At 61.4% G+C, this 13,174-nt stretch carries 12 protein-coding genes; 10 read left to right on the forward strand and 2 right to left on the reverse strand.

What is annotated here, in order from left to right; genetic code table 11:
• Positions 1-86: 86 nt before the first annotated feature.
• Positions 87-1,031, reverse strand: a complete 945-nt coding sequence (locus tag PI739_RS20165) for a GlxA family transcriptional regulator (protein ID WP_271352144.1) — start codon at positions 1,029-1,031, stop codon at positions 87-89.
• A gap of 193 nt (positions 1,032-1,224) precedes the next feature.
• Between PI739_RS20165 and PI739_RS20170 the strand changes: the two genes are divergently transcribed.
• The 8 genes from PI739_RS20170 to PI739_RS20205 all read left to right on the forward strand — a co-directional run bounded on the left by PI739_RS20170 (position 1,225) and on the right by PI739_RS20205 (position 9,202).
• Positions 1,225-2,169, forward strand: coding sequence for a choline ABC transporter substrate-binding protein (locus PI739_RS20170; RefSeq protein WP_271352145.1), 945 nt, complete (start codon positions 1,225-1,227; stop codon positions 2,167-2,169).
• Positions 2,170-2,243: 74 nt separating this feature from the next.
• The gene (locus PI739_RS20175; RefSeq protein WP_058396240.1) at positions 2,244-3,131 is read left to right on the forward strand and encodes a 3-dehydrocarnitine:acetyl-CoA trimethylamine transferase CdhC; all 888 of its coding nucleotides are present in this window, start codon (positions 2,244-2,246) and stop codon (positions 3,129-3,131) included.
• Between the two features lie 57 nt (positions 3,132-3,188).
• Complete coding sequence (locus PI739_RS20180; RefSeq protein WP_074806189.1) at positions 3,189-4,154, forward strand: L-carnitine dehydrogenase; 966 nt, start codon at positions 3,189-3,191, stop codon at positions 4,152-4,154.
• Between the two features lie 107 nt (positions 4,155-4,261).
• Complete coding sequence (locus PI739_RS20185; RefSeq protein ID WP_271352146.1) at positions 4,262-4,738, forward strand: thioesterase family protein; 477 nt, start codon at positions 4,262-4,264, stop codon at positions 4,736-4,738.
• Positions 4,739-4,926: 188 nt separating this feature from the next.
• Positions 4,927-5,646 (forward strand): GntR family transcriptional regulator, encoded by a 720-nt coding sequence (locus PI739_RS20190; RefSeq protein WP_003364375.1) that lies wholly within the window; start codon positions 4,927-4,929, stop codon positions 5,644-5,646.
• Positions 5,643-6,656 carry an ADP-ribosylglycohydrolase family protein gene (locus PI739_RS20195; RefSeq protein WP_129485610.1) on the forward strand — a complete coding sequence of 338 codons (1,014 nt, stop codon included), beginning with the start codon at positions 5,643-5,645 and terminating at the stop codon, positions 6,654-6,656. Before PI739_RS20190 ends, PI739_RS20195 begins: the two co-directional genes overlap by 4 nt.
• A gap of 160 nt (positions 6,657-6,816) precedes the next feature.
• A complete protein-coding gene (locus PI739_RS20200) occupies positions 6,817-8,286 on the forward strand; it encodes a purine-cytosine permease family protein (RefSeq protein WP_004413701.1) in 1,470 nt (489 codons plus the stop codon).
• The gene (locus PI739_RS20205) at positions 8,276-9,202 is read left to right on the forward strand and encodes a PfkB family carbohydrate kinase (protein ID WP_096121446.1); all 927 of its coding nucleotides are present in this window, start codon (positions 8,276-8,278) and stop codon (positions 9,200-9,202) included. Before PI739_RS20200 ends, PI739_RS20205 begins: the two co-directional genes overlap by 11 nt.
• Positions 9,203-9,223: 21 nt before the next feature.
• Here PI739_RS20205 and PI739_RS20210 read toward each other — a convergent pair whose 3' ends face one another.
• On the reverse strand, positions 9,224-10,429 hold the full coding sequence (locus tag PI739_RS20210) for an MFS transporter (protein ID WP_024663665.1): 1,206 nt from the start codon (positions 10,427-10,429) through the stop codon (positions 9,224-9,226).
• Between the two features lie 110 nt (positions 10,430-10,539).
• On the opposite strand from PI739_RS20210, the gene PI739_RS20215 reads away from it, so the two are divergent.
• Both PI739_RS20215 and PI739_RS20220 read left to right on the forward strand, forming a co-directional pair.
• Complete coding sequence (locus tag PI739_RS20215) at positions 10,540-11,166, forward strand: TetR/AcrR family transcriptional regulator (protein WP_004413707.1); 627 nt, start codon at positions 10,540-10,542, stop codon at positions 11,164-11,166.
• A 79-nt stretch (positions 11,167-11,245) separates the two neighbouring features.
• A complete protein-coding gene (locus tag PI739_RS20220) occupies positions 11,246-13,099 on the forward strand; it encodes an ABC transporter ATP-binding protein (RefSeq protein ID WP_271352147.1) in 1,854 nt (617 codons plus the stop codon).
• Positions 13,100-13,174: the final 75 nt, after the last annotated feature.

Here is a 13,174-nt window from a genome sequence, read left to right on the forward strand (position 1 = left end):
CTACCAACACCAGCCGAAGAGTACAGCTATAGCCAACACCAAAACCCGCCTACGCAAAGCCCAACCTCGCCCCCTGAAAACAAGACTCAAATCCCCTCCCGCCGCCGATCCTCCCTAGGGCATTTCGCAAACCGCGCTCGATAGCTGCGAGTGAAATACGACGGCGATTCGAACCCGCAGGCGATGCTCACTTCCAGCACACTCAGACCGCTTTGCCGCAGCAGTTTCCGGGCTTTCTCCAGGCGCAGGCCCAGATAGAAGTTGCTCGGCGTGTCGTTCAGGTGCAGGCGAAACAAGCGTTCCAGCTGGCGCCGGGTGACGTTGATCGCTTCGGCAAGGGCCAGGGTGCTGAGGGGGCGTTCGGTTTGCTGTTCCATCTCTCCGATCACGTGCACCAACTTCTTGTTGGCGATGCCATAGCGCGTAGCGATCTGCATGCGTTGGTGGTCCCTGCGCGTGCGGATGCGGCCCAGTACGAATTGTTCGGATACCTGAATCGCCAACTCGGGGCCGTGCGCCTGGGCGATCAGGTCGAGCATCAGGTCGATGGACGCTGTGCCCCCTGCGCAGGTGATGCGGCGGCGGTCGATCTCGAACAGTTCCTGGGTCACGGTGAGCTGTGGGTAGGACTCCTTGAACGCTTCAATGGCTTCCCAATGCAGGGTCAGGCGATGGCCATCGAGCAAGCCGGTTTCAGCGAGCACACAGGCGCCAGTGTCGATGGCGCCCAGGGTCACGCCTTCATGATCAAGGCGACGCAGCCATTGCTGCAGGGCCGGCGTGGCGAACTGCAGCGGTTCAAAGCCGGCCACCACCAGCAGGGTCGCGCCTTTTTTCAGCGACTCAAGCGCCGCGTCGGCGTTGACCGACATGCCGTTGCTCGCCTGTACCGCGCCGCCGTCGGCGCTGAGGACGTGCCAGCGGTACAGCTCGCCACCAAAGCGGTTGGCCACCCGCAAGGGCTCTAGCGCGGAGATAAAGCCGATGGCCGAGAACCCCGGCATCAGCAAAAAATAGAAATCCTGGGCCATGGTAACGCTCTCCTCGGACCTGCAGCGTGGCACGTTGATACTCCCGTTCATGGGCACATTCAAGGGGCAGGTCGCCGCAGTGCAAAAGCGGGTCGCTGCAGTGCGCTTGGCCGCCCTCCAGGCAGGGTAATTTGTTCCCACGGTGCACAAAGACGCCGACACCCCACAATAACGATCTGCCGAGGGCCCCACCATGAACCGACTGATTAGTTGCAGCGTGCTTGCACTCGGCGCCAGCGCGCTCTTGAGCAGCAATGTAATGGCGGCTGATGCCGCTTCATGCCAGAACGTGCGCATGGGTGTGGTGAACTGGACCGACGTGATCGCAACCAGCGCCATGACCCAAGTGTTGCTCGACGGCCTCGGTTACAAGACCAAACAGACCAGCGCTTCCCAGCAGATCATTTTCGCCGGCATCCGCGACCAGCGCCTGGAGCTCTTTCTGGGCTACTGGAACCCGTTGATGACCCAGACCATCACGCCGTTTGTCGAGGCCCGGAAGGTCAAAGTGCTCGACAAACCGAGCCTGGAAGACGCTCGCGCCACCCTCGCCGTGCCGACTTACCTGGCGGACAAGGGCCTGAAGACCTTTGCCGACATCGCCAGGTTCGAGAAGGAACTGGGCGGCAAAATCTACGGCATCGAGCCTGGCTCAGGCGCCAATACCCAGATCAAGGCGATGATCGCCAAAAACCAGTTCGGCCTGGGCAAATTCCAGTTGGTTGAGTCCAGCGAAGCCGGCATGCTCGCCGCCGTGGACCGTGCCGTACGCCGCAAGGAAGCCGTGGTGTTTTTCGGCTGGACGCCGCACCCGATGAACGTCAACGTGGCGATGACATACCTCAATGGCAGCGACGACGCCTTGGGCCCGAACGAGGGCATGGCTACGGTATGGACGGTCACTTCGCCGACTTATGCCGAACAGTGCCCCAACGTGCATAGATTGCTGACTAACCTGACGTTCACCGCCGCCGACGAGAGCCGGATGATGCAGCCGCTACTGGATCACAAGGATGCTCTCGAGTCCGCCAGACAGTGGCTCAAAGACCATCCTCAAGACCAGGCGCGCTGGCTGGAGGGCGTCACCACCTTCGACGGCAAACCGGCTGCGGCAAATCTCCAATTGAGCAGCCAATAACCTGATTTTGAACGGCCGCTTCGCGATCATCCATCGTCGCGAACGGCATCCTCACGCCTGTAAGGAGCCACCCCATGAACCACGACGTCATCATCACCTGCGCACTCACCGGTGCTGGCGACACGACCGCCCGAAGCCCTCACGTGCCGGTCACGCCCAAGCAAATCGCGGCCGCCGCGGTTGAGGCCGCCAAAGCCGGTGCCACCGTGGTGCACTGTCATGTGCGCGACCCGCACACCGGCAAGTTCAGCCGCGACGTGGCGCTGTACCGCGAAGTGATGGAGCGTATTCGGGAGGCCGACATCGACATCATCGTCAACCTCACCGCTGGCATGGGTGGCGATCTGGAGATTGGCGACGGTGAACGCCCGATGGAGTTTGGTGCCAATACCGATCTGGTCGGCCCAATGACACGTCTGGCCCATGTTGAGGAACTGCTGCCGGAAATCTGCACCCTCGACTGCGGCACCCTGAACTTTGGCGACGGCGACACTATTTACGTGTCCACCCCGTCGCAACTGCGCGCCGGCGCCAGACGTATCCAGGCGCTGGGCGTAAAGGCCGAGCTGGAAATCTTCGACACCGGCCACCTGTGGTTCGCCAAACAGATGATCAAGGAGGGTCTGCTCGACAACCCGCTGTTCCAGCTGTGCCTGGGTATTCCATGGGGCGCACCCGCCGACACCACCACCATGAAAGCCATGGTCGATAATCTGCCCGCCGATGCGGTGTGGGCGGGCTTTGGTATTGGCCGCATGCAGATGCCGATGGCCGCGCAAGCGGTGTTGATGGGCGGCAACGTCCGGGTCGGTCTGGAGGACAACCTGTGGCTGGACAAGGGCGTGCTCGCCACCAACGGTCAATTGGTGGAACGCGCCAGTGAAATTCTCAGCCGCCTGGGCGCACGAGTCATGACCCCGGCAGAAGGCCGCATCAAGATGGGCCTTGCCAAGCGCGGCTAATGCCTTCAAGACATAAAACCCTGTGATTGAATCACCGCACTCTTCAGGATCGTCGCCATGAGCTTTATCACTGAAATCAAAACCTTCGCCGCTCTTGGCAGCGGCGTCATCGGCAGTGGCTGGGTATCCCGCGCCCTCGCCCATGGACTGGATGTGGTCGCCTGGGACCCCGCGCCCGGCGCCGAAGCAGCGTTGCGTAACCGTGTCGCCAATTGCTGGGGTGCGCTGGAACAACAGGGTCTGGTACCCGGTGCATCCCAGAACCGCCTGCGCTTCGTGGCCACCATCGAGGAATGTGTCAGCGACGCCGACTTCATTCAGGAAAGCGCCCCGGAACGCCTGGAACTGAAACTGGATCTGCACCGCAGAATCAGCGCGGCGGCCAGGCCGAATGTGTTAATTGGTTCAAGTACGTCCGGCCTGTTGCCAAGTGACTTCTACGAAGGCTCCGCGCACCCGGAACGCTGCGTAGTCGGTCACCCGTTCAATCCGGTGTACCTGCTGCCGTTAGTGGAAGTAGTGGGCGGCAAAAATACCGCTCCGGCGGCCATACAGGCGGCAATCAAGGTCTATGAATCACTTGGTATGCGCCCGCTGCATGTGCGCAAGGAAGTCCCCGGCTTTATCGCTGACCGCTTGCTCGAAGCGCTATGGCGCGAGGCGCTGCACCTGGTTAATGACGGCGTGGCGACCACCGGTGAAATCGATGATGCGGTTCGCTTCGGCGCCGGACTGCGCTGGTCGTTCATGGGCACCTTTCTCACCTACACATTGGCGGGTGGCGATGCAGGCATGCGCCACTTCATGACGCAGTTCGGCCCGGCATTGCAGTTGCCGTGGACCTACCTGCCGGCACCGGAACTGACCGACAAACTGATCGACGATGTGGTCGACGGCACCACTGACCAGTTGGGTAAACACAGTATTTCGGCATTGGAGCGCTACCGTGACGATTGCTTGCTCGCCGTGCTGGAGGCGGTAAAGACTACCAAGGCCAGGCATGGCATGAGCTTCGCGGAATAAACCTACGGTAGCTGGCTTGCCTCCGGTGGGTGGCTGTGAGTCTTCCGTCACCCTGCAAAGCACACCAGTTACCTCATTTGATCAGAACTGACCCGGAATCCTCCGACATGCCTGCACTGACCACCTACACCACCCGAGTCCAACCCGACTGGGTCGACTACAACGGCCACCTTCGTGACGCGTTCTACCTGCTGATCTTCAGCTACGCCACTGACGGCCTGATGGACGCCCTCGGACTGGATAGCGATAACCGCGAAGCCAGCGGCCACTCGCTGTTCACCCTGGAACTGCACCTCAACTACCTGCACGAAGTGAAACTCGGCGCCGAGGTCGAGGTGCATACCCAACTGATCGCCCACGACGCCAAGCGCGTGCATCTCTATCACAGCCTGCATTTGGCAGGTGATGAAATGGAGCTGGCCGGCAATGAGCAAATGCTGTTGCACGTCGACCTGAGCGGCCCGCATGCAACGATGTTTACCGAGGCAACAAAGGAAAGACTTGACGCTATAAGCGCCGGGCAGTCCGATCTGCCGAGGCCCAAACTCCTCGGCCGAGTGATCGGGTTGCACACAGGAAAATAATCGAAAAGCCCCCTACTGCCAAAGTTTTGGCCCGCATCGGACTGCCTTGAATGGCACTGGAGAGCGTGTGACCGCGAGGTGACTTGTCGAACTGCGAGCATCATTCGCGTAACCCGTTAAACATTGGTGCCTCGCATATCAATTCGCACAAAAACAGCTTGCATTCCGATCCAACATGCAACTATAAAATGTACATGACTAGACAGGTTCGATTCGACAAGAAAACCCAGGTGATCAATGAGCTGATCCGCCGTATCGAAAGCGGCCAGATGAGCTCCGGCGCCCTGCTTCCCGGGGAAAATCTTCTGGCCCAGGAATTCAACGTCAGCCGCGGCACGCTGCGCGAGGCGTTGTCCGAGCTCAAGCGGCGTAACTTCATTGCCACCCAGACCGGCGTGGGTTCGATCGTCACCTACGACGGCTTCAGCCTGGACCAGCGTGCCGGCTGGGCTCAGGCCCTGGCCGACACGGGTGCTGGCGTGCGTACGGAAATCCTGCGTCTGGTGGCGGTGCAACGGCCCGACATGGAGGTGCGCCTCGGCACTTCCAGCCTGGTGGCCCTGGATCGCCGGCGTATCGCCGCTGATGGCAGTATCGTTTCCCTGGAGCGCGCCTTGATCCCGGCGGTCGATGGTTTGGAAAACCTGCCGCAAAACGGTCTGCTGGAACAGTCACTGACAGTGACCATGGCCGCCCACGGCTTCATCGGCGACAAGGGCGATCAGTGGATCGGTGCAGGGCCTCTGAACCGTGATGATGCCGTGCTGCTGGCACGCGAGCCCGGCACGGTGTTTCTCAAGGCCGTGCGCACGACCTTTGACCGCCGTGAACGTTTTATGGAGCACGTAGAGAGCCTGTTGGACCCCGTGCATTTTCGCCTTCACCTCGCCTTCGGATCGTCCACATGAGCGCAACATTTCTGCAAGACCGAGGCCTGGGTGCCTTTTATGGCCTGGCCTTGGGCGACGCTTTGGGCATGCCGACGCAGTCGCTGCCGCGCGCGTTGATCCTGCAACGCTATGGCCGTATCAATACGCTGATCGGTGCCGATGCCGACCAGCCGATCGCACCGAACATGCCTGCGGGCGCCATCACCGATGACACCGAGCAGGCGATCCTGGTGGCACAATTGCTGGTGGCCGGCTGCGGCAGCATCGACCCGACAGCCTTGGCCCACAGCCTGATCGAGTGGGAAGCCGCGATGAAAGCCAAGGGCTCCTACGACCTGCTGGGGCCTTCGACCAAGCGCGCGATTGAAATGATCCTTGACGGCCACAGCCCCGAAGAAGCCGGCCGCTTCGGCACCACCAATGGCGCGGCAATGCGTATTACCCCGGTGGGCATCGCAGCCGACGTGAGCAACCGCGAGGCCTTCATGGCGCTGGTGGTGCAAGCCTGTCAGGTGACCCATAACACCACGCTGGGCATCTCCAGCGCGGCGGCGGTCGCGGCCGTGGTGTCCGCCGGGATCAATGGCACGCCCCTGGCCGAAGCTCTGGAGATAGGTACTGAGGTAGCCCTGAGTGCCGAACGCCATGGTCATTGGGTTGCGGGTGGGCGTATCGCCGCGCGCATTCAATGGGCCAAGGCACTGTGCGCTGACTGCACAGACGAACAGCTGGCCGACCGGGTGCACGATGTGATTGGTACCTCGGTCGCCTCACAAGAATCAGTGGTCGCTGCCTTCACCCTCGCCCACCGCGTGGCGAGCAGCCAGCTCAGTCCGTTCGATGCAGTGTGCATGGCGGCCAGCCTGGGCGGTGACACCGACACGATTGCCGCCATTCTCGGCGCCATGCTGGGTGCCTGCAATGGCATGCAAGCCTGGCCGGCGGCGTTGATCGAGCAAATTGATGCGGTCAACGCGCTCGATCTCGCGCCCTTGGTCGAACAACTGCTGGTCCTGCGTACCGGTTGATAGACCGGGCTGTGCTCGCTCACTGTGAACGAGATCACCCTCGCCCTCAGCCTTCCGAGCGGCGATCTGGCTGACCCGATTTCGGAATAGCCAATTTGCACTGGATTGCACCTGCTGACGTACTGCCACAACCACAATAAAGGCAATAGGAGCAACGCAAATGACGACATCGTCCGCCTCTCAAGGTGCGGGTCAGCTGGAAACCCGCGGTATCGAGCCGGTTCCTGAAAACGAGTGCAACGGCCACCCGCTGCAACTGTTCTGGGTCTGGTTCGCCGCCAACATCAGCATCCTGGGCTTGCCGCTGGGTGCCACCCTGGTAGCGTTTCAGGGGCTGGCCATCTGGCAGGCAATCATCGTCGCCATCCTCGGTGCCGCCGGCTCGTTCGCCGTGGTCGGCGTTATCTCCATTGCCGGGCGCCGCGGGCGGGCACCGAGCCTGACGCTGTCCCGGGCCATCTTCGGGGTGCGAGGCAATATCGGGCCCACGCTGGTTTCGCTGATGTCGCGCCTGGGCTGGGAAACGGTCAACACCACCACCGCCGCGTTCGTCCTGCTGTCACTGTTCGCGATCCTTTTCGGCACCCCCGTGGAGGCGAAAAACTCGCCTGGCCTGACCCTGCTGTTCATCGCCTTGTTCGTGCTGCTGACCCTGACCGTCTCGGGCCTGGGCCATGCCACCCTGCTGGTCATCCAGAAATGGGCAACTTACCTGTTCGGCGCGCTGAACCTGGTGGTCGGTGGCTTTCTACTCACCCACATCGACTGGAGCCTGGTCTTCGACGCGCCGGCAGCGCCACTGAGTGCCATGATCATTGGCGTCGGCACCATGGCCGCCGGCACGGGTATCGGCTGGGCCAACGCGGGCGCCGACATGTCGCGCTATCAGCACGCCAGCGTGAAGGCCACTCGACTGGTGGCCTCGGCGGCATTTGGCGCAGGGATCCCTCTGGTTTTGCTGATCACCCTCGGCGGCTTGCTGTCGGTGGGCAACGATCATCTGGCGTCAGCCACCGACCCGATCATCGCCATTCGCGAAATGTTGCCCACCTGGATGGCCGTGCCCTATCTGATCACTGCGTTCGGCGGTCTGCTGTTGTCCAATAACCTGTCGGTCTACTCAGCCGGCCTGACCACCTTGACCCTCGGCCTGAAGGTCAAGCGAGTACATGCAGTCATCGTCGATATCATCGCGATCTTTGCCGGCTCGATCTATTTCATGCTGATCGCCGACAGTTTCTACGGCCCCTTCATTACGTTCATCTCGATGTTGGCGGTGCCCATTACCGCGTGGGTCGGCATCTTTGTCGTCGACCTGCTGCATCGCCACATCTACTCCCCACACGACCTGCTGGACCAGACCCCAAAGAGCGCCTACTGGTATCGCGGCGGTGTCGAATGGCGCGCGCTGGGCTCGTGGGCATTGGCTATCGTGCTCGGCTTCAGCTTCACCACCGTGGCGACCACCCCGGAGCATGTGCTGTTCAAAGGTTTTCTCGCCGATTCCTGGCTGGGTCATAACGGCCTGGGCTGGATCGTGACCTTCATTGTCGCCGGTGGCCTGTATGCGCTGCTCGGCGGGGCGCGTGATCGCCGTGTCGTTACCGAAGAGGCTGCCCATGCCCGCTAAATTGCTCTACACCGGCCAGGTCGTGGTTGACCTGGTCATGGCCATCGACCGCCTGCCGCCGTCGGGCGGAGATGTACTGGCCAGCAGCGCCACGTTCGAGGCCGGAGGCGGCTTCAACGTGATGGCCGCTGCCTGCCGCAATGGCTTGCCTACGGTTTATCTGGGTCGCCATGGCCAGGGCCGCTTCGGCGACCTTGCTCGCCAGGCCATGCGCGACGAAGGCGTGGAGATTGCTACGATGCCTGTTCCCGGTGAAGATACCGGCCTGGCCGTTGCCCTGGTGGAAGCCTCGGCCGAGCGCTCGTTCATCTCCTATGTGGGCGCTGAAGGTGGTTTGTCTGCCGATGACCTGCAGGGCGTGCAGGTCAGCGCCGAAGATTACGTAGTTGTCAGCGGCTACAGCCTGGCACACAAAAACAAGGTCACGGCCCTGCTCGCCTGGCTGGACGGATTGCCCGGCGGCACTACCGTGGTATTCGACCCAGGCCCATTGGTTGATGCGCTTCATGGCGTCGAGATGCGCGCCGTACTTCCTCTTATCAGCGTATGGTCCAGCAACTGCGAAGAAGCCCTGCGCTTCACGCAAACCCGGACGCGCGCCGACGCGCTCCACCACCTGGCGTCCATTCTGCGCGAAGATGCGCTCATAGTGATTCGTGACGGCCCCGCAGGTTGCTGGGTCCACCATGCCGGACAGACGCGACACATACCCGGCTTTGCCGTCACGGCAATCGACACCAATGGAGCTGGCGACGCCCACGCGGGTGTGCTGCTGGCCGAGTTGGCCAGAGGCAGCAGTGTCGACCGCGCGGCGCTGCGCGCCAATGCGGCAGCAGCGATTGCGGTCACACGCCGAGGGCCGGCGACGGCGCCTGGCCGTGAGGAGGTAGATGCGCTGGTGGGGGCCGATTTTTAGGCTGGCTTGAGCTCGCTGTGCTCAACCAGCCAGACCACACTCCCGGTCCAGTCGGCTGCCCCGTGCAAAACCATGAGCACCTGCGCGCAGTGCGATCACCAGACTTAGCAACAACAGCATCAGCAAGACCCAAGGAAAGGAACCTGCCCCCCATTGGCCAAGCAAAACGCCACCCAGTAGCCCTCCGCCTGCGATGGCGCTGTTCCAGACCACGACGTTCATCGAAAGCGCGACATCTGCGCCCTCACCTGCCGAATCGGCGAGCGCGGTTTGCAGCAGTGTGGCGGCGCCACCGAAGGTCAGTCCCCAGATAAAAGCACCGACGTAAATGGCCGGTGCAGAGCCGGAAAACACGCCGAAGAACACTGACACCGCTGCGAATGTTGCCAGGCTGGCAAGTACTGTCTTGCGCAGATGTCGATCAACCAGCCGTCCCGTGACCCAGATGCCGGCCAGTGCGGCGACCCCGAATGCCAGCAATACCAGGTCCACATCATTCGCCAGCCCCGCCGCGGAAACGAAGGGAGCGACGTAGGTATAAAGCAGGTTGTGAGCCAGCATCCAGGTGAACACAACGCCCAGCACCGAGCGTACGCCGGGCGTGAAAAAGACCTGACGTAACGCCATGCGCTGTGCGGAGGACTTGCCGGAATAGTCCGGCACTTTGACCAGCACCCAGATGATCAGCAGCACGGTCATCCCGGACATCAAGCCAAACGCCATGCGCCAGCCCATGAACCCGCCAAGCCAGGTTCCCAGAGGCACGCCCAGCGACAAGGCAACGGGCGTACCGACCATCGCCACGGCCAGTGCACGGCCTTGCAGTTGCGGGACCACCATGCGCCGCGCGTACCCGGCGATGAGGCTCCACGCCAGGCCCGCCGAGACGCCTGCGAAAAACCTTGCGATCAGCGTCAGTCCGTAACTGGACGACAACGCAGTGACGCTGTTGAAAACCAGAAAGCCGGCAATCGTCACCAGCAAGACCGTCCTGCGCCGCCAGCTTTGCGTCGCGATCGTCAGCGGAATGGCGGCCAGCAATGAGCCCAACGCATAAACAGTCACCATCTGCCCGGCAAACGATGCAGACACCTCCAACCCGTCGGCGATCTGCGGCAACAAACCTGCCGGCAAAGTCTCGGTGACAATGCAGATGAAACCCGTCATTGCCAGCGCCAGCAACGCCCCCAGCGGGAGTGTTTCGCCCTGCTTCTCATCTGTAATCATTGCAAAACCCTCACTAATATACTGATCGGTACAAATATAGGCAGATGGAGTCAGGTGGTCAACGACTTATGTATCGATTAGTATTTAAGTAATTCCATAGGAGACTCGACATGGCACAGCTGGGGCGTCCGCGTACATTTGACCGTGACTTGGCGATCACCCAGGCGCTACACCTGTTTTGGGAGCACGGCTACGACGCAACTTCCCTAAGCCAGCTCAAGGCAAACATAGGTGGCGGCATCACGGCGCCGAGCTTTTACGCAGCGTTTGGCTCTAAAAACGCCCTGTTCAATGAAGTGATGGAGCGCTACCTCGACACCTACGGCCGAGTCACCGACAGCCTGTTCGATACGACCCTGCCGCCCAGAGACGCGATTGAAATCACCCTTCGTCACTCAGCGAAAATGCAGTGTGAGCCTGGGCATCCTAAAGGGTGTCTGGTGGCGTTGGGGCTGATGAGCGCCTGCTCGGACGAGAGCAAGGCCATTTCCGAACCCCTTGCTCGGGCCAGGGATCTGAACCGCACAGGTATCGTGGCCTGCATCCAGCGCGCCGTTGCGGCAGGTGAATTGCCCGCAACGGTAATACCGGAAACGCTCGCGGCCGTGTTTGACAGCTTTCTTCTGGGCTTGTCTACACTGGCGCGCGACGGTGTCCCACATGCCACACTGGACGCCGCAGTGACCCAGGTGATGAGACTGTGGGACAGCCTGGGCAGTGTTGCCGACAATCATTGACCCTGAAGCTCAATATGGAAGAGGTTCGGGAGGCGTCGAGGACGCCAGACTCTTTGCACTGTTTTTTTTGGAGAACACCATGCTTCGCGCGTTTGAAAAATGGCTTGACCCCTTCCCGCCTGACGAAGTGCCACCACCACCTGACGGCCTGGCGCGGTTTCTCTGGGCCTGCACGCGAGGGGCACGCGGTTACATCCTTGCGTTTGCGCTGCTGTGTGCCGGTGTGTCGATTTACGAAGCCTGGCTGTTTTCCTTCCTCGGGCAGGTCGTGGATCTGTTGTCCACGTGGCAGGCTGGCGGCGATACGGCCGCGCAGGAAAGCAGCGTGCTGTGGGGTATTGGCCTGGTATTGCTGAGCAGCATCGTGCTGGTGGCATTGCGCACGATGGTGCAGCACCAGGTATTGGCGATCAACCTGCCCCTGCGTTTGCGTTGGGACTTCCACCGATTGATGTTGCGGCAAAGCCTGTCTTTCTTCTCCGATGAGTTCTCCGGCCGCGTCACCACCAAGGTGATGCAGACAGCGCTGTCGGTGCGCGAGGTGCTGTTCACCATCATCGAAATCGTCCCCGGTATCGGCGTCTATTTCATCGCGATCATTGCCCTGGCCGGCGCCTTCGATTTGAAGCTGATGCTGCCTTTCCTTGTCTGGCTGATGCTGTTCGGTCTGGCCATGCGCTACTTCGTGCCACGCCTGGGCAAGGTCGGGCAGGAGCAGGCCAACGCGCGCTCATCGATGACCGGACGTGTCTCGGACGCCTACACCAACATCACCACGGTAAAGCTGTTCTCCCATTCCAAGCGTGAAGCGCATTTCGCGCGCGCGGCGATGGAGGACTTCAAGCTCACCGGCTTGCGCCAGATGCGTCTGGTCAGTCAGTTCGAAATCGTCAATCAGGCCCTGGTGGTCGCACTGATCATGGGTGCTGGCGGTTACGCCCTGTGGCTGTGGCACCAAGGCCAGGTCGGCACCGGTGCGGTTGCGGCGATCACCGCCATGGCGTTGCGCATCAACGGTATGTCGCACTGGATCATGTGGCAGATGACCTCGTTATTCGAGAACATCGGCACCGTCCAGGACGGCATGCAAACCTTGACTCGCGGTCCCAAGGTTCAGGATGCGCCGGACGCGAAGGCTCTGGTCACCCGTGGCGGTGCGGTCACCTTCGATAACGTGAGCTTCAATTACAACGGCGAACGCCAGGTGCTGGATGCCCTGAGCCTGAGCATTCTTCCAGGTGAAAAAATCGGCCTGGTGGGTCGCTCCGGCGCCGGGAAGTCCACGCTCATCAACCTGCTGCTGCGCTTTTATGACGTGGACAAGGGCTCGATCAGTATTGATGGGCAAGACATTGCGCACGTTACTCAGGACAGCTTGCGCAGCGCCATCGGCATGGTCACGCAGGACACCTCGCTGCTGCACCGCTCCATTCGCGACAATATCGCCTACGGGCGTCCCGATGCGACCGATGAGCAAATCCGTAGCGCTGCGGCGAGTGCGCAAGCCGACGGGTTCATCAGCCAGCTGAGCGACAAGCAAGGCCACAGTGGCTACGACACGCTGGTGGGTGAGCGCGGTATCAAGCTGTCGGGCGGCCAGCGCCAACGCGTCGCCATCGCCCGGGTGATGCTCAAGAACGCCCCGATCCTGCTGCTCGACGAAGCCACCAGTGCGCTGGACTCGGAAGTCGAAGTGGCAATCCAGGAAAGCCTCGATGAAATGATGCAGGGCAAGACGGTGATCGCCATCGCCCACCGTCTGTCCACGATTGCCGCCATGGACCGGCTGATTGTCATGGACGACGGCCGCATCATCGAACAAGGCACTCACGCCGAACTGCTGGGCAGAAACGGTACCTATGCGCGGCTGTGGCAGCACCAGAGCGGCGGGTTTCTCGGGGAGGATCAGGGTGTGGCCGATATCATCGATTAGGCAGACTGACCAATAGCCCCGCCAGGTCGCTGGTGGCGTACGCAAGCACTCCAGCGGCGATAAGAGAAGGGGCAT

It is taken from the genome of Pseudomonas cerasi (assembly GCF_027983475.1).
GTDB lineage: Bacteria > Pseudomonadota > Gammaproteobacteria > Pseudomonadales > Pseudomonadaceae > Aquipseudomonas > Aquipseudomonas cerasi.